The organism is Xiashengella succiniciproducens, from assembly GCF_023674465.1.
Lineage (GTDB): Bacteria > Bacteroidota > Bacteroidia > Bacteroidales > Marinilabiliaceae > Geofilum > Geofilum succiniciproducens.
Genome location: NZ_CP098400.1, coordinates 2,659,369 through 2,676,046 on the forward strand (window position 1 = coordinate 2,659,369; position 16,678 = coordinate 2,676,046).

Here is a 16,678-nt window from a genome sequence, read left to right on the forward strand (position 1 = left end):
AAATGAACATACTTCATCTTTTAATTATCATTCCACTACTCACTACCGTGAGTGTCCTCTGTGTAAAAAGCATGAAGGCGGTACGCTGGGCTACCGCCGTGGGAATGTTTTTTCAATTATTGACAGCTATTACCGTATTACTGGTATATATGGGCATTCGCCAATCGGGTGACACATCCGAAATGGTACTTATGGACACCTATAATTGGTATCCATCCCTCAATATAACCTATGCTATAGGTGTTGATGGTATTTCCTGCGCCATGATACTGCTTACTGCAATTGTTATGTTTGCGGGGGTCTTTGCCTCATGGGAGATTGAATATCTGCAAAAGGAGTTTTTTGTTTCCTTAATTATATTGGCAACTGGTGTCTTTGGCTTTTTCATTTCATTGGACATATTCACAATGTTTCTCTACTACGAGTTAGCCGTGATTCCGATGTATATCCTGATTGGCATTTGGGGAACAGGTCGTAAGGAGTATTCAGCAATGAAGCTGACCTTGATGCTTATGGGAGGTTCTGCATTCATAATTGTCGCACTATTTGGTATCTACCACTCTTCCGGAGCTCCTGAACCTACATTTAACCTGCTTGAGCTGGGCAAGTATCCAATGTCTGAAGCTGCGCAGCGCTTCTTCTTCCCCTTTGCCTTTTTAGGCTTTGGCGTACTAGGTGCTCTTTTCCCTTTCCACACATGGTCACCCGATGGTCACGCATCAGCACCTACCGCTGTTTCCATGTTACATGCCGGGGTATTGATGAAGCTGGGAGGCTATGGTATATTCCGTGTGGCGATGTACCTGATGCCTCAGGCAGCACAGGAACAGGCCTGGATTTTCATAGTACTTACTAGTATCAGTGTTGTATATGGAGCCTTTGGAGCAATATGGCAGAAAGACCTGAAATATATTAATGCATATTCATCAGTGAGCCACTGTGGTCTGGTGATATTCGGACTGTTGATGTTGAATCAGACAGCAATGGATGGGGCTATCTTACAGATGATATCGCATGGATTGATGACAGCACTTTTCTTTGCACTTATTGGTATGATATACTCTCGTACTCATACCCGTCAGGTATTCGAGATGGGTGGCCTGATGAAGGTAATACCCTTCCTTGCGGTTGTATATATGATTGCAGGCTTTGCTTCACTGGGACTTCCAGGTTTAAGTGGTTTTGCTGCAGAAATGACAATCTTTGTTGGTGCATTTCAGCATGTGGATCTCTTCCATCGTATTGCTACAATTTTTGCAATCTCAGCTATTGTGGTAACTGCAGTGTACATTCTACGTGTGGTTGGCACATTGCTTCTGGGACCAGTCAAAAATGAGGCTTTCATGCAGCTAAAGGATGCCAGATGGTATGAACGTCTTAGCACCTTGCTTCTGTTAGTTTCTGTTGCCGGTGTAGGTATCTACCCTCAGTGGCTGTACCAGCTGATATTTGACAGTCTGGCTCCAATAGCCCAAAAACTTGCTGCAGCATTATAACACTTTGTCGATTAACTGAATATAAGGACATTTAAGATATAAGCACGATGACATTTCAACAACTCCTTTTGATGGGACACGAGCTCATGCTGGTAATAGCTGCTGTGGTGATAATAGTGACAGAGCTTCTTGTATCTGACAAAAACAAGGGCATAGTGGTACCCATAGCGATCGCTTTGCTGTTTATCACAATGGCACTTACAATAGCATTCCCTGCTGAAGGCAGGATATTTGGCGGAATGTATGTAGCCGATTCATTGCGTACGGTGGTCAAACTGATAATGGATATTGCTACTATACTGGTACTGTTGCAATCCAACAGATGGATAAAGGCAGCAGCCAACCATGATAAGATTACCGAGTTCTTCATACTGATATTTGCCAGTCTTATTGGTATGTCGTACATGGTATCAGCAGGTGATTTTATTATGCTTTATCTAGGTCTGGAACTCGCTACAATGCCGGTATGTGCTTTGGCTGCCTTTGACAAATACAAAAGGGTATCTGCCGAGGCCGGTATCAAGCTGATTTATTCATCTGCATTCTCAACTGCATTAATGCTAATGGGAATAACATTTATTTATGCAGTCTCCGGATCAGTCTACTTTGATGATATAGCCCTGTCATTCCAGCCAGATGCAATGTCTATGTTGGGCATGACCTTCATCCTGTCTGGTTTTGCCTTCAAAATCTCATTAGTGCCTTTTCACCTATGGGCGGCCGACGTATATGAGGGTGCTCCTGTTGCCGTAACATCCTACCTGTCTGTTGTATCCAAAGGAGCTGCACTCTTTGTCTTAACCTGGGTTCTTTACAATGTCTTTGGAAGTGCATCAGAGATCTGGCGTCAGTTGCTTGTTGTATTGGCATTCCTGACCATGACCATAGGTAATCTCTTTGCCCTTCGTCAGGAAAATATGAAAAGATTTCTGGCCTTTTCAAGTATTGCACAGGCAGGTTTTATCCTGTTGGGTGTTCTAGGAGAAGGACAACTGGGAATGGGAACCGTGCTGTTCTTTTTAACTGCATATGTATTTACCAATATAGCCGCCTTTTCAGTTGTTGCCGCTATTGATGACGCTACTGGGAAAGAAAATATTTCTGATTACAATGGGTTATATAAAACCAACAAGCAACTCTCCCTAATCCTGATGCTGGCTCTCTTTTCATTAGCCGGAATCCCTCCTGTAGCCGGTTTCTTTGGTAAGCTCTTCCTGTTTAATGCAGCTGCATCACAAGGTTATTACTGGTTGGTATTTATAGCCGTCATTAATGCAACTATATCATTGTATTATTATCTGCGCCCGGTGCGTGCTATGTTTATTGAAAAGAATGACGCACCGATACCCTTTTTCAAATCGGATTGGTATATGCGCATATGTCTGATTCTTTGTGTACTCGGAATTTTCATTACCGGTTTTGTTAGTGCTATATTCGAATATATTCTAAGCGTTAGTTAATCAAGACCTTGCAACAATATAATTACATGAAGTCTCTGAATAAAGTAAAGCCGCAGATTGAAGAGATAAACGGCCTAAGATGCGTGATCGTTGAACAGAACATTGATGAAAGTCGTGCCGACTTCCTGACCAGGTTACTACTTCACAACGGTTATGCTGTGGAAAAGAGTGTTGATGCGGAGGGTAAAATAACTTTAGGGGTAACCGACCTGCTCTTCAATCCTGTTATTGATGTATACAAACGTCGTTTAAGAAGTTTTACAGGACATAAGGTTACTCCTGCTTATTGGTTGCAGTTGTCCGACACCGAGACTATTGATGAAGTGCAATACTGGGGGAAAAAGTAGTATGGAAGGGTAACTAAAACCGGAAGACTGCGCTCAGCTTTATACCAAACTTCCGAGGGTCGTCACCCTCGGAATCAGGCTGCAGATATGAAAGCCGGTGAAATGCTTCTACTCTGAAGAAACTAAAGATATTTTCAATACCATAGGACACTTCCATATAAGGCTTATCCCAGCTTAGTGTTCGGAAACCTGAAAAAGGAGTTCCATCATCCTTATATCGAGGCAATATACCTCCGGGATTAGTAAGTGGGTCATAGAAACCGTTGCGGGCCTCATCGAAACTTCCCCACGCAACCGAAGCAGTGGCAACAGAACGCCATCTCAATTTTTTAATCAATGGTAGACGGTCAAGTATAAAACCATCCTGCCTGAAGGTAAGGAATAGTGTTGCCGCATTGTCAGCAACAAACTCCCCATAATCTATCATATTAAAGGTATTGGCTGTTCTAAACCAGGACTCATTTGCATGAAAAAGAGTTAACAGGGGATAGGGCAAAGGTGAGTAGACTTTGTTCCATGCAGCATTGTATGATAAGCTTCCAACGCTTCCCAGCAGTATGTTCTGCCTAATACCTAGCATCAGCTTATGATATTGGAAATCACTTCCAAACACGCCCTTAAAACCATAGGTATAAGACAGCGTATAGACAGGAGCATTTGACAGAGATACAGGGAAGCGATTGTTTTTATCCACTATAAAGCTGGCCCTGGGTTGATATATAGAAGTAAGGTTGACTTCACTAACTGACATATCTGACGACAGCCGGCTACGTGCCTCATCTGTGTAATATGCAAAATTCAGATCAGGCGATGCAGGAGTATAGGTCTTGTTCATAAACACCAGTTTCTGGGTAAAGTTCTTGAACAAGTCTGTCTCAAACCATGCTCTCGCTATCCTTGTGTACATCATTTTATCTGTACCACCGAAGGATGACGCAAAGGAACCAAAACTGCTCTGACTGTAAAACACGTCCTCGGCTCCCATCCTCTCAACATCATAGCGGTATTGCACGCCAAGCTTTGTCCAGCTCCTCCTTGCCAAAAAGCGCTCTACGTTCAACTCATATTTCAGATGTTTATCTTCCGTACCATAAGCAGCATAGCCACTCAGCACCCAGTCTCGGTCAAACCCGGGTGTAGTCCTGCCTCCAACCCTGAAACGGTGCCCTTCCACATCGTTGTAGTTATACAGTAATAACCACGGTCCCAGATCAAAATATCCAACATTGTAATAACCTTTTACAGCCATAGTAAGAAACATCCCCCAGGTACGCATCCATTTGTTCTCTCTGAGAGACTCAATCGAACTGATAGTAGCCAGGTCATGTCTGTCAAGCTGTCGTGGTCTGATCCTCTCCCAGTCCTCATCACTATAATATTCTGCTTCCGGTAATACCTCGAGTTCGGTATCAAAAAACTTCACTGGATAAGAAGTCTGCTCAAAACTGCTTTTCTCAACATAGTTGCTCAAAAAGATATTGACCGCGTCCACGAGGACGCGGGTCTTGACAGGCAACCAGGCACCTCCCTCAACAGGTTCCATATCCTGCCTTATTCTTATCCTGTCGATAAAGTTGATATTGGCATCCTTTCCAAGCTCCAGAGCAAGCCTTTTTACAGCAAAGGTTGTGTCGTTAATCCAGACCGTTCCATTAAATGTCAGATCCCCGCTACGCTTGGGTACAACCCTAAGTTCATAACAGTAACGTCCGTCAATATCGAGGGAATCGACAAGGTAGTACTTATAGTAGAAGAGGCCGGCTGTTGAAACCGGAGAGACAAAATTCCTCTCAAGTAGCCTTACGTAGTTGTCGTAGAAGTTGAAGCTGGCGGCCTTCTGGAATAAACCTGTTAGCATAGAAATCTCTTCTGCATCAAAGAGACTGGTTGAACGTGAGGCCTTGACAAGAACCTTTTCACGCTTTGGATAGCGAAGGTAATGAACATCCGAACTTGCCTCATTCATGTAAATCGGCAGAGCCGGTTCCGATCCTTCCTCCGCCCTTATTGAAAGCCGGGCAAAAATACTTGTGCTATCAATATCCCTGGGTTCTTTACCAAGAGTACGAAGATAGACCTCTGTCTTGGCATAGGCTTCAAGACTGTATTGATCCAAACGCTCAATATTGTTCTTGTCCCTGTTTGCCCACACCTTTCGCAAAAGTTCGTGTGCCGGGTTCTCTCCCGGCACAACGACAACTTCTGAAAGAGCAAGGGAAGAAGCATAGAGGCTGAAATTCAACACCTGTACCCTGCCCTTTTCAATTACTTTTCTTTCCTCTCTGTAGCCAAGGACTGAAACAGCAAGACTATCGCCTGGATGGTCGGTCTCCAGAGAATAATGCCCTTCAAAATCGGTAACTGTCCCCACATGCGTACCTTTGAAATACACATTTGCAAATGCAAGGGGCTCTGAAGTCTGGGCATCAATAACCCGCCCCTGAACAATGGTCCTTTGTGCTGTAATTGGCATAAACCCTGACAGCAGGATCAGTACGGGCAGTATCCTTAGCAATTTTCTCCGATTCTATTCAATTACCAGTTTGGCCGAACGCTTGCCTACCTTGTTACAGTGGGCAACTACCTCAACAACATCCCCAGCCTGTAGTGAACCTATCTCATAGGTAAAGATAGCATGATCACTGTCACCTTGCTTTTCGGCCTTTAATAATTCCTTTTGTTCCCCGTTGAGCAATATCTCCACCTGATCAACATAGTGGCTTGCCACATCCTTTACTGAATGGGCAGCATCAATAGATAGGACTCCGCTCTCGGCATCGTAGCTGAGACCCACACTCTTGGGAGGATGAGCATAGGCTACAAGTCCGACCATCACCATAACTAATGTTACTAATGAGCTTTTCATGTTATAAGTTTATTAAGGTTCAACTTGTTTTGTACTTCTTCTGCCATGCTTTGTATTCAGTCTTTTGTATCTGTTTCAGAACCGCATAAATTCCACCGGCCCAATGATTTCTTAGTCCAAAACCTACTGGCACACCTACCATACGTTCGGCAAGCAACACTTCCCTGCTTGCAATGTCAAAGAATACAATATACAGCGACGCCTCCAGTGCAGGTTTGTCAAAACTCTCTATTACAAATACGAGGCCAAGTCCGCTATCATATTCCCCGCCCTGATAACGCCTTACCGCAGACGCAATCACTTCCTCAGGATTATCAAACTTATAGGAACTCTCGACTATTATCTGAGAAGCATCAATCTTGCTATTAATCTCAGTCACCGGTTGGATATTGTTTTTTACCGGTCCCTTGCTGAATGTAGTCCCCATATCATACTTACGCGGCTCAACAAGTATCAGTTTGTTCCACGCAGGGATCAGGTTATCACGGATATCCTCACCCGATCCGGGTTCAACTCCATAAATAGAATTAAAACGGGCATAGGAGAAATCAAGGCCGTACCATATCACCTCGCCTGATGAAAACACGTCTTTGATTGTTTTCTGTGCCGACAAAGTGTGACCGGCAAGCAGAAGCAAGGAAAAAAATATCAGCTTTTTCATGTCTCAACTTTTTTATGGTTCTTATTGGAATTCGATTCGCCTAAATATACGGTAGTACAAACCACAAAATCAAGTCCAACCTCTGATACCCCTATCCAATAGACTCCTGGATATTTCCTACAAATTAGAAAGCCTGCTTCTGGCTTTGCATATATCAATAAAAAAGCCTCCCCGGCCGGGGAGGCTTGATGCCATTATTTTAGACCTCTGAGATGCGGTTTTTATTATTGACGCACCCATTGTCTCATAGACCTTGTTTGCTAGCTAAAAATCCCTCCGTTTACAGAAATAACCTCCCCTGTGATATAGGATGCCTTTGGTCCAGCAAGGAAGCAAACTACTTCTGCAACCTCCTCAGGTTTTCCAAAGCGATTAAGAGGAACAGTAGCCTTCAGTTCAGCTTCATTCAGGTTCTCGGTCATCTCTGTAGTGATAAATCCAGGAGCAACTGCATTTACCCTTACTCCACGTTTACCAACTTCTGCAGCCAGTGACTTGGTAGCTGCTATAACACCACCTTTAGACGCTGCGTAGTTGACCTGACCCGGCTGACCTTTCTGTCCCGATAAGGAGACCATGTTTATTATACTACCTCTGCGCCTGATAAGCATGGGTTGAAGCAGAACTTTTGTAACAAAAAAGAAGCTGTTGAGATTCGTCGAAAGAACTGCACTCCAGTCCTCTGCCGGCATAAAAACCATCAGGTTGTCGCGTACTATTCCGGCATTATTGACAAGCACCTCTATGTGCTTGTCGGGATTGGCAGTCAGCCATCCTCCCAGCACTGCATTCACCTCATCATTGTTGCTGACATCAAACTTAAGCAGTTCGGCACTTCCTCCTGCCCCAGTGATCTGAGCCAGAGTCGCTTCTGCCTCTGCATCATTTGAGCGGTAATTAATCACTACATGATAACCTTCAGCAGCCAGCTGAACACAAACAGCCCTGCCTATACCTCTTGATCCCCCAGTTACTAAAGCGTATTTCATATAATTGGAATTATCCCGTATCGTTTACTCAAATCTGTTGTTGTAGATATAATCACAAATCAAGGCCAGTTCTTCATACTTGGGCTTGTCCTCTACAAAAACCGGAACTATTGACCTGATTGCCTTATATGTATGTCTGGTGCTATCAGACAGTTTGTCTGCTATCTGCAGGTAGTCAATAGCCTGAACAAGAGCAAGCATGTGAATTGCCTGTACCTGATATGCGTTGTCAATTACTGTCTTTGCTATCAATGCTGAGTTGGTCCCCATGCTTACGATATCCTGATTGTCATTGTTGGTAGGTATGCTGTGAACATACATTGAATTTGAAAGCATCTGATTTTCTGCAGTTGTTGACGTGGCGGTAAACTGTATGCCCTGCATTCCAAGGTTCAGACCAAGTGTACCGAAGTTTATGAAGGGCGGCAACAGCTTGTTCAGATTTGGGTTAAACAGGAAGGCCAACTGACGCTCAGACAGCATTGACATCCTCGTCACGGCCAGTTTGAGCTTGTCCATCTCAAGTGATATATAATCGCCATGGAAGTTGCCTCCATGGAACACATTCCTGTTCTTATAGTCAATTACCGGATTGTCACTAACGGAGTTAACCTCATTTTCGACAATCCTTATTGCATTCTCAATGGCTTCATATACTGGCCCAAGAATCTGTGTTACACAGCGGAGCGAATAATACTCCTGAACCTTTCTGTCAAATTCCTTCTCCTGTTGGTGTCCGTTACCATTGTAAAAGTGCTCCTCACGCCGAGCAATCAGTTTGCTTGACCTGAGTACCCTGCTCATCTCATCAGCAATATACATCTGGCCATGGTGCTTCTTAACACCATTGAGTTCTTTAGAGAAGTAATCGTCAAAAGCTCCTACTATCTCGTTCATCATGGCAGATGAACAGATACACCATTCAAGAAGTTGCCTGGACTTAAGAGCATTTATCGCACCAATACCTGTCATTACTGACGTCCCATTGATAAGAGACAGCCCTTCACGGGTCTTTACCTCTATTGGTTTAAGTCCTTCTTCCCTGAAAACATCGGCTGTATTCCTGATTTCTCCCTTAAAGGAAACCTTACCCTCACCAATCATTGCAAGTGCAAGGTGGGATAACTGAACCAGGTCACCACTGGCTCCAACACCACCATGCCTTGGTATCACTGGAATAATATCCTTGTTGATCATGTCCTTGAGCAAGAGTATGGTGGAGGGATGAATACCCGAATAACCCTTTGAGATGGCACTCAGACGTACTAGCATTGCAGCTTTTACACTCCTGTCATCAATTTTCTCACCGGTACCGGCAGCATGACTGCGTATCAGGTTGTATTGCAAATCCTTAACACAATTATCTTCTACTCTGTACTGTGCCATGGGGCCAAAGCCTGTGTTTACCCCATAGATGACTTTGTGTTTTGCAAATTCACACAGAAAATCGTAGGAAGCTTCTACATCTTTTAGGCTTTCAGGACTAATCTCTACTGTAGCACCTTTGAGCACTACCTGCTCAAAGTCTTCTACAGTCAAATCCCTTGATGGGGTAATAGTAATCGCTTCCCTTGTTTTATTGGGGCTGAAATGATTCGAAATCAACATCGTATTTAGATTTAATTAATTATGGACCTTCCATCTCATTCCCTGACAACCAGCATCAATGAATGCTGAATTCCCCTGAAATAATTGTATATAAGTACCCTTTTAACTTCTTTCCTGCCCTGTTTAAGCAATTGTCCTTCTGGCAAGTTGACACCCTTCAACAGATCTACCGTCATCTTGAGGGCATAGCCTGTCACGGTGGGATATTCTCCTACTGCATTCTTAAAACTGTAAAGATTGCTTGATGGGAAAAGCTTTGAATGAAGATTACTATAATAATAATCACTTCCTGCATCTCCGCTAAAACCGGCAACCAGAGCATCAACTTTATCGGCTTCAAGACCGTTCTTCCCTAAAAAAGAACAAATGTATTCATGCAATTCACTTTCTCCGACATTTGTAAGACCGGCCACATCAAGGACTCTTACATCACCAGATCCACCTTGTTTGCTGAAAACAAACATTGCAGATCCTTCTCCTGCAACAGATCCGGGTGTTACCGAACCAAGGAGTTGGTCACTCCTGGTTTCAGCCAACTTATAGCGTCCAGCAGCCAAACCAATGTTATAATTATAATCTGATATCTCTTCAACGTTACCTACAAGCAGGCTTTCTGCCTTACCCTCCTCAAACAGCATCTTTGCATCTATCAGGGCATTTTCAAAAGACAGACCACCACTGACATGGGTTATATTGTATCCACTATTGCCAAAGACCAGAGCCAGATGTCCTGCCACGGCATTAGGGGTACTTTGTACAAAGTTTGTTGGTGTCAGGGTACCCTCGTCATAGTCTACTATCTGATTCAGGAAGCTAATACATCCTTCGAGTCCTCCTTCCGAGGTCCCTATAATAATTCCGTCAACCTCAGCATTTCGTTTAAGAAGCTGGACTCCACAGGCAATACCCATCCTAAGGGCCTTGCCCATCCTTCTCAACTGAGATGCAGGAATAAGACCTTCATAGGATGGCTCGGAAGCAAAATACTTATTACCCTCAATAATCCTGAGCGTATCAGGATAACCTTCCCAGGTATTCTGAGGCGATATGGCTATGGAATCAAGTATATACATATCAGAGCCTTTTAAATATCAGTGAGGTACAGTTTCCACTGAACCCGTATGAATTGGACATCACATAGCATAGATCTGCTTTGGTTGTCTTCAGTACCGGAACCAGACCATTAGGACCCTCAGGCTTGCCAAAGTTAAGGTTGGGATAAAGTTCTCCGTACATCAGGGCAAATACAGAATATACAGCCTCTATGGCGCCTGCCGCGCCAAGAGTATGACCTGTATAAGATTTTGTGGAACTAAAAGGAGGAATCCTCTTGAAGAATCTGCGGAAGCCCTCACTCTCAACCTTGTCATTGTTATCAGTTCCGGTACCATGTGCATTCACGTAAGCAATCTGTTCCGGATCAATTCCTGCTGATAATACTGCATTCTGCATAGCCCTGAGTATTCCAATGGCATTATCAGAAAGCGAAGAGGTATGATATGCATCATTTGCATTCCCATAACCTGCTACAACAGCTAAAGGCTTTCTGTCGCCCAGGCTTTCACGTGATTCAAGAACGAGATAACAGGCTCCTTCTCCAAGATTTAATCCGTCACGATCTGCATCAAAAGGTTTGCAGTAGCCTTGTGAGAGTATCTGCAGAGAATTGAAACCGTTGACAGTATATTTTGACAGAGCATCGACACCTCCTACAATTGCCCTCTTTGCCCTTCCGGTCTTAATCAGCCTTGCACCATGCATAATAGCGTTGGCAGATGAAGAACAGGCCGTATTGATTGCATCCACAAGACCTCTGATCCTGTAATGCCCGGCTATTCTGGTAGCATGAGCCCAGCAACTGTATGAGTTTAGAAATTCCCCATTGTCGGACTGCAGGTTGGAGTCCCTGTATAGCTGATCGGTCAGACACATCCCTCCAACCGTGCTTGCAGATACAAAAGCAGTATCGTAGGAAGATATATCCTCGGGTCTTAGGCCGGCATCCTGTATTGCGTCACCAAAAGCCTTAAAAGCCAGGAGATCTGTACGTGTCAACCCCTTGACTCCCTCAAATCCCAAAAGCGAGCAAAGCTCACTGTTGGACAGGCTTACCTCTCCAAACAAATACAGAGATGCATATTTGGATTCAAAGAGGACGGGCTTCCTGATACCACATTGTCCCAAACGCAGGGACTGTAGATTCTCGTCCCCGTTATTGCCGATGGGAGTAATGCAACCAAAACCGCTTATATATACTTCAGTATCTGAGACCAGCATTACATATATTTAGTCAGATCAGAGTTACTTTTTGTTTTCAATAATATAATCAACCATGGCATTAATAGTAGCCAGAACCTTACGGCCGTCAGCAGGATTGTTTATCTTGAGTCCATACTCACGCTCCAACATCACTATAAGCTCTAGTGAGTCAATAGAATCCAGACCAAGTCCGCTATCACCAAATAGTGGCATGTCGTCACCTATTTCCTCAGGCTTGCGATCCAGAATATTTAGATACTTCACAAGGTGTACCTTCAGTTCGCTTTTTAATGCTTCTCTATCCATTTCCATCGGTTTAAATCAACTGATCCCTACGCAGTTTCACGTAAGAGATAAACTGACAAATTAAAGAAAAAATGAGTAATATGTAAAGCGGCTTGGCCAGTCCGGCCCAGTCTCCGCCTCTTAAAAACAGTACATAAAAGGATTCAAGGCACCAGTGTAACGGTGAAAGTTGACTAAGCAACCTTAAAAACTCAGGCATCACGAATGAGGGAACCCATATTCCACCAATTGCGGCAAAGATTATCACTGAGATGGCCCCAAAACCGTTTGACTGCTCCTGGGTTCTTGCAATAGCACCAAGCATCAGCGAATAACTTACTGCCGAAAATGAGCTCATCAGTACCACCAGCAGCAATCCTGTGACATTACTTTCGGCAAGCGTAAGACGGGGCAGGCCCAACCACGGAAAAACAAGCCAGGCAATACCAAAGATAAAACTTACCTGTAGAACGCCTACCAAAACATAGACCACCTGCTTGCTAAGCATTACAATGGCTATTGATGAGGGCATGGCTTTCAGACGAAGGAAACTACCTCCGGCCTTTTCCAGCACCAGGTTGGTGCCCAGCGAAATCACCATAAAAAACATTGCAAACACTGTCCATGCAGGCACATTATGCTGAGTACTGTTGGGTGTCGGCAGGGTCTCAGCACTGCTGTATCTCTGTATCTGTATTCCACCTGACAACATTGCAGTCTCAACCTCTTCAGGTATCTCTTCAACACCCAGCTGATTATACATAGTGCCGAGCATCTGTCTTACCTCAATCACACTCAAATGAGTGCGTATTACATTGGTTATCGAAAGTACGTAATTCTCCTGAAGCGCTGCATCATTAAAGAAGATAACTGAACCGGGCCCACTCAGACTATTGCCATCGCTTTCTCCCAGACCCATATTTGCAAGTATCAGATTACTCAGTTGTTCTGTATTTGTTGAAAGCTCATCCGAAAAGCTCTCAGGAATATAAAGACCTGTCAGGGCTTCACCATTCCTTACCAACTCATTTAGTTCCTCAGGAGCCCAGGTGCCATTGGTTATACCAAACATCCCGCTTGATCCCAGCATCTTTTCAAGTTCTTCACCCTTATCTCCCTTGTCATGGTTAGCAACAAGCATGCTTATCATGTTGTCGTTGACCATCCTGAAAGCACTGTCCTGAATAACGGTGACTATCAGAACCAACAACAGAGGCATGATAAACATAAGCGTCAAGCCCGTCTTGTCATTAACAAGCAGGTAGTATTCCTTCTTTATGGATTCCCAAAACTTATACATTGTCTCTAAACTCTTTGCCTGTGAGCTTGATAAGCAGACCTGTGAGATCCTCTACATCATTCTCCCCAAGTAGTTGAGGTATACTGCCTGATGCTATAATATCACCATGATCGATAATTGCTACTCTATCGCAAATTCTTTCAGCTTCATCAAGATGATGAGAGGTATAGATCAACGATGTGCCTTTACCATTTATCTCCTTCAAAAACGAAAGCATTGCATTTCTGCTCTGAATATCAACACCAACAGTCGGTTCATCGAGAAAAACGACTGCCGGCTCATGTATCAGACCAGCTATCAGGTTGAGTCTGCGTTTCATCCCACCCGAAAAGGTCCTCACCTTCCTGTCCGCTACTGCGGACAGGCCAAGAAGCTCAAACAGCTCCACAGAGCGCTTACGCACTTCATTTGACTTCATATTGTACATCGCACCGAAGTAGCTGATATTCTGACGAGCAGTAAGGTCTTCGTACAAAGCCAAATCCTGAGGCACAAACCCTATCTTCTGCCTTATACTATGAAATTCAATAGGTTTACTGCCTAAATAATAGGTAACCTTTCCCTCATTAAAGGGAAGTATCTGGCATAGTATTGAAATAAGGGTTGTTTTACCAGCACCGTTGGGCCCAAAGAAGCCAAACTTCTCGCCTTCGTAAATCTTGAGATTTACCGACTTAAGACTGTAACGATCAGCACCAGTGTACTTCTTGCTAACATTCTCTATGTCAATCAGCAGATCAGTCATACTTCTTCACTATTTGCGAAAGTCGCTTAAAAGCCTGGCTTTCTATATCTGAAATCTCATAAAAGAGACCGGCAATCTCATTAAAGTGCTCCTGACCGGTGTTACGACCTCTGAACACTCCAGCCATTTTAACAGCGGATGTGCGCCACATATCACCAGCCTTGCCAAAGTCTTCAGATACCGACAACAGCTGATCATCCTGAAAAAGCTCCGCAGTCCTTTCAAGGAATGCGGCATACAGAAAGCGGAATCCTCCACCTCCTGTACCAATTTCTTCCTGCATTCTGACTATGTGTCCAAGATAACGTCCTGCCTTTCTTACCCCCAGCTGATCACGCCATTTACGTACCTTATCTCCTGTATATTTTATGCCACTAACACCGGCAAAGCTACCCGGAATATGCAGCATGTCACGTACATTTCTCTTAATTCCTTTAACTACAGCTTCTCTGAGCCTATAATCACTAACGCTAACAGGCCCCTTCTCCTTGATATAGTATAGGTGACCCTTGGGAGCATAGAGCCCGTGAGCATACCTTGCCTTGAGCAACTCGGTTGCACCAAGTCTTGTAGGCTTCTCCATAGTGGTGTCACTAATTAGGTACTCATCTCCCTCCTTGCCATAAACCACCAGATTGTGGGCATTGAAGTGAAAGCGATATTCTACTGGAAGGTAGGAAAGGTTGAATACACCTACCTGACAACCCACATCATATCCCTGCTCAAGAAGTTTATCAAGATAGGCTTCGGCATTCTGAGGTTTGGAAAACCTCCTTGACTTATATTCAACCCCAAGAAAATTACAGCTTTGCTTGAATATCCGTCCGGGCATAGTTCTGAAAGCCAACGCAGGAGCGTTGTTTAGCTTCAGAAAAGGGATATGAATATAGAATAGTCCCGAACCAATGCCAAAGGCCATTGGTTCGTCAATATTGATACCTGCAGTCTTTAACAATCTTACTACTACACCGTTCTCACAATGCGCTGTCTGAATATGCTGATAGTTATTGTCCATTACAGTTTCAGATTCCTGATTTCTTCAACACTCATATCAAACGCCTCTGCGTATCTTGCCAGTACCTTATCTCTTAAACGCCTGTACACAGCCGGCCTCAAATGCCACCATACCCTGAGGCGGTTCATACCTGAATAACCGCTGAGTATCGAAATATTCATCAGCTTCTTGACCATCAGATAGTAGATTGGACTTCTTTTACCTGACCTAACCAGCTCCTCGGCTTCCATCAGACTCTCCTTAACCTCATCCCAAGCCACTTCGAGTGCAGAGGTCTTCACCTCCCAACCAGTACTTAGTCCGGTTCGGAACTTCCCGTCCTTGTCCTTTCCGTAGTACAATTCCCGGGTATAGCCTACAAGTGCACTCTGGTCTTGTGGTAATTCTTCCAACTTCATAGTCCTGCCAAACTAAATTTCGTTAAAGATCGCATACTGCAATCTCTAAGCTAATTGAACACAGTCTTTACGTCTGACGCTAATCAACTCCTAGCTTTGTTTTACCACTGTTAACAGTGAGAAAGCATAAGAAAATCTTGCACTTTCCGGAACGGCAAGCAGGATTCTGTCTCCTTCTTTTAGCCTGCCGCTGTGGAACAGTTCCTCCAGCATAATATAAATAGAACCGGCTCCGACATTGCCCTTAGTCTTGAGGTTAAAGAACCACTTTTCGTAAGGAATACCAATACCGTTGGCCTGTAACATATCATAGATTTTATCCTTGAAGAAATAGCTTGACATATGCGGTAGGAAATAATCTATGGAATCGACTTCCACATTCTTCCTCTCAAGCAAACCTTTCAGGAAGGTAAAACCCTTATCAACAATGTACTTACTGAGGGTCTTAACATCCTGCTTTAGGCTCAGCACTGAATTTTTAAATATTTCATCCTGCCGCATGTCGTTATAACCAATCATCTTTCCATTCTCATCCTTCTCCCCGCCCATATACATACAGGTTTCGAGTTCATTGGCAAACGAGCACAAATCTACCCACTCAACCCTCAGTGATAATTCACCCTTTCGTGGAGCAGGCTCCAACAGGAAAGCACCTGCACCATCAGACAACATCCATCTCAGAAAGTCCTTTTCAAAAGCTACATAAGGATTGGCTTCAATGCGTTCAAGGTGTTTGATCTCCTCTTCAAAGGCTGACGCCCTCATTTGAGGAGAAATACGCTCTGAACCTGCACAAACCGCATACTGCTTGTCACCGGCTTTTACTGCAAGCCATGCATGCTTAAAAGCCTGCATACCCGAACAACATGCTCCGGCATTGGATATTACTTCAATATTTGAGGATTCAGGGAGTAAGCCATGTACCATTACTGCATGAGATGGCAACAATACATCAGGACTGGTAGTACCACATGCCAGCATATCCATTTTCCTTAATTCTGCAGGATCATCAAACAACTTCTTAACGGCCTGCGCTGTCAATTCGGCATTGGTATGAGTTACCCTGCCATTCTTATCCAATGCATAGTATCTCTGCTCTATACCGTTACTTCTAAGGACAATTCGCTTTGATTTTGATTTCTCTCCACCAATATACCCCAGGTACTCTTCCATCTCGTCATTCTGCACCACCTCATTTGGGAAGAAGGATGATATACGGTTAATATAGACGTCGGCCATATTTTTCTAA

General features: G+C 43.9%; 16 protein-coding genes. 3 read left to right on the forward strand and 13 right to left on the reverse strand.

Going from position 1 to position 16,678, the window contains the following annotated elements:
- Window positions 1-2: 2 nt before the first annotated feature.
- The 3 genes from M9189_RS11005 to M9189_RS11015 are packed head-to-tail and all read left to right on the forward strand — an operon-like array spanning window position 3 to window position 3,303.
- Window positions 3-1,496 (forward strand): complex I subunit 4 family protein, encoded by a 1,494-nt coding sequence (locus M9189_RS11005; protein ID WP_250723231.1) that lies wholly within the window; start codon window positions 3-5, stop codon window positions 1,494-1,496.
- Between the two features lie 47 nt (window positions 1,497-1,543).
- A complete protein-coding gene (locus M9189_RS11010; RefSeq protein ID WP_250723232.1) occupies window positions 1,544-2,956 on the forward strand; it encodes an NADH-quinone oxidoreductase subunit N in 1,413 nt (470 codons plus the stop codon).
- A 26-nt stretch (window positions 2,957-2,982) separates the two neighbouring features.
- On the forward strand, window positions 2,983-3,303 hold the full coding sequence (locus tag M9189_RS11015; protein WP_250723234.1) for a hypothetical protein: 321 nt from the start codon (window positions 2,983-2,985) through the stop codon (window positions 3,301-3,303).
- 13 nt (window positions 3,304-3,316) lie between these two features.
- Here M9189_RS11015 and M9189_RS11020 read toward each other — a convergent pair whose 3' ends face one another.
- The 13 genes from M9189_RS11020 to darB form a co-directional block, all read right to left on the reverse strand.
- The gene (locus M9189_RS11020; RefSeq protein WP_250723236.1) at window positions 3,317-5,818 is read right to left on the reverse strand and encodes a DUF5686 and carboxypeptidase-like regulatory domain-containing protein; all 2,502 of its coding nucleotides are present in this window, start codon (window positions 5,816-5,818) and stop codon (window positions 3,317-3,319) included.
- A gap of 12 nt (window positions 5,819-5,830) precedes the next feature.
- Window positions 5,831-6,169: a hypothetical protein gene (locus tag M9189_RS11025; protein WP_250723237.1), complete on the reverse strand. Its 339-nt coding sequence runs from the start codon at window positions 6,167-6,169 to the stop codon at window positions 5,831-5,833.
- A gap of 19 nt (window positions 6,170-6,188) precedes the next feature.
- Complete coding sequence (locus tag M9189_RS11030; protein ID WP_250723238.1) at window positions 6,189-6,830, reverse strand: hypothetical protein; 642 nt, start codon at window positions 6,828-6,830, stop codon at window positions 6,189-6,191.
- Between the two features lie 260 nt (window positions 6,831-7,090).
- The gene (gene flxB, locus M9189_RS11035; protein WP_250723240.1) at window positions 7,091-7,819 is read right to left on the reverse strand and encodes a flexirubin biosynthesis SDR family reductase FlxB; all 729 of its coding nucleotides are present in this window, start codon (window positions 7,817-7,819) and stop codon (window positions 7,091-7,093) included.
- 24 nt (window positions 7,820-7,843) lie between these two features.
- Window positions 7,844-9,427, reverse strand: coding sequence for a flexirubin biosynthesis tyrosine ammonia-lyase FlxA (flxA, locus tag M9189_RS11040; protein WP_250723242.1), 1,584 nt, complete (start codon window positions 9,425-9,427; stop codon window positions 7,844-7,846).
- A gap of 35 nt (window positions 9,428-9,462) precedes the next feature.
- Window positions 9,463-10,500: a beta-ketoacyl synthase chain length factor gene (locus M9189_RS11045; protein WP_250723244.1), complete on the reverse strand. Its 1,038-nt coding sequence runs from the start codon at window positions 10,498-10,500 to the stop codon at window positions 9,463-9,465.
- A 1-nt stretch (window position 10,501) separates the two neighbouring features.
- The gene (locus M9189_RS11050; protein ID WP_250723246.1) at window positions 10,502-11,704 is read right to left on the reverse strand and encodes a beta-ketoacyl-[acyl-carrier-protein] synthase family protein; all 1,203 of its coding nucleotides are present in this window, start codon (window positions 11,702-11,704) and stop codon (window positions 10,502-10,504) included.
- Window positions 11,705-11,728: 24 nt separating this feature from the next.
- Window positions 11,729-11,992: a phosphopantetheine-binding protein gene (locus tag M9189_RS11055; protein WP_250723248.1), complete on the reverse strand. Its 264-nt coding sequence runs from the start codon at window positions 11,990-11,992 to the stop codon at window positions 11,729-11,731.
- Between the two features lie 10 nt (window positions 11,993-12,002).
- Window positions 12,003-13,271 (reverse strand): ABC transporter permease, encoded by a 1,269-nt coding sequence (locus M9189_RS11060; RefSeq protein WP_250723249.1) that lies wholly within the window; start codon window positions 13,269-13,271, stop codon window positions 12,003-12,005.
- Window positions 13,264-14,016, reverse strand: a complete 753-nt coding sequence (locus M9189_RS11065) for an ABC transporter ATP-binding protein (RefSeq protein ID WP_250723250.1) — start codon at window positions 14,014-14,016, stop codon at window positions 13,264-13,266. Before M9189_RS11065 ends, M9189_RS11060 begins: the two co-directional genes overlap by 8 nt.
- Window positions 14,009-15,031 (reverse strand): BtrH-related acyltransferase DarH, encoded by a 1,023-nt coding sequence (darH, locus tag M9189_RS11070; RefSeq protein WP_250723251.1) that lies wholly within the window; start codon window positions 15,029-15,031, stop codon window positions 14,009-14,011. The genes M9189_RS11065 and darH overlap by 8 nt, the downstream gene beginning before the upstream one ends.
- Window positions 15,031-15,429, reverse strand: coding sequence for a DarG family dialkylresorcinol biosynthesis protein (locus M9189_RS11075; RefSeq protein WP_250723252.1), 399 nt, complete (start codon window positions 15,427-15,429; stop codon window positions 15,031-15,033). The genes darH and M9189_RS11075 overlap by 1 nt, the downstream gene beginning before the upstream one ends.
- A gap of 90 nt (window positions 15,430-15,519) precedes the next feature.
- Window positions 15,520-16,668 carry a dialkylresorcinol biosynthesis protein DarB gene (gene darB / locus M9189_RS11080; protein WP_250723253.1) on the reverse strand — a complete coding sequence of 383 codons (1,149 nt, stop codon included), beginning with the start codon at window positions 16,666-16,668 and terminating at the stop codon, window positions 15,520-15,522.
- Window positions 16,669-16,678: the final 10 nt, after the last annotated feature.

Excerpts from the sequence above, each read along its gene's own strand:
- M9189_RS11005 (WP_250723231.1), top strand. The coding sequence starts at position 3 with ATGAACATACTTCATCTTTTAATTATCATTCCACTACTCACTACCGTG.
- M9189_RS11010 (WP_250723232.1), top strand. The coding sequence starts at position 1,544 with ATGACATTTCAACAACTCCTTTTGATGGGACACGAGCTCATGCTGGTA.
- M9189_RS11015 (WP_250723234.1), top strand. The coding sequence starts at position 2,983 with ATGAAGTCTCTGAATAAAGTAAAGCCGCAGATTGAAGAGATAAACGGC.
- M9189_RS11025 (WP_250723237.1), bottom strand. The coding sequence starts at position 6,169 with ATGAAAAGCTCATTAGTAACATTAGTTATGGTGATGGTCGGACTTGTA.
- M9189_RS11030 (WP_250723238.1), bottom strand. The coding sequence starts at position 6,830 with ATGAAAAAGCTGATATTTTTTTCCTTGCTTCTGCTTGCCGGTCACACT.
- flxB (WP_250723240.1), bottom strand. The coding sequence starts at position 7,819 with ATGAAATACGCTTTAGTAACTGGGGGATCAAGAGGTATAGGCAGGGCT.
- flxA (WP_250723242.1), bottom strand. The coding sequence starts at position 9,427 with ATGTTGATTTCGAATCATTTCAGCCCCAATAAAACAAGGGAAGCGATT.
- M9189_RS11045 (WP_250723244.1), bottom strand. The coding sequence starts at position 10,500 with ATGTATATACTTGATTCCATAGCCATATCGCCTCAGAATACCTGGGAA.
- M9189_RS11050 (WP_250723246.1), bottom strand. The coding sequence starts at position 11,704 with ATGCTGGTCTCAGATACTGAAGTATATATAAGCGGTTTTGGTTGCATT.
- M9189_RS11055 (WP_250723248.1), bottom strand. The coding sequence starts at position 11,992 with ATGGATAGAGAAGCATTAAAAAGCGAACTGAAGGTACACCTTGTGAAG.
- M9189_RS11060 (WP_250723249.1), bottom strand. The coding sequence starts at position 13,271 with ATGTATAAGTTTTGGGAATCCATAAAGAAGGAATACTACCTGCTTGTT.
- M9189_RS11065 (WP_250723250.1), bottom strand. The coding sequence starts at position 14,016 with ATGACTGATCTGCTGATTGACATAGAGAATGTTAGCAAGAAGTACACT.
- darH (WP_250723251.1), bottom strand. The coding sequence starts at position 15,031 with ATGGACAATAACTATCAGCATATTCAGACAGCGCATTGTGAGAACGGT.
- M9189_RS11075 (WP_250723252.1), bottom strand. The coding sequence starts at position 15,429 with ATGAAGTTGGAAGAATTACCACAAGACCAGAGTGCACTTGTAGGCTAT.
- darB (WP_250723253.1), bottom strand. The coding sequence starts at position 16,668 with ATGGCCGACGTCTATATTAACCGTATATCATCCTTCTTCCCAAATGAG.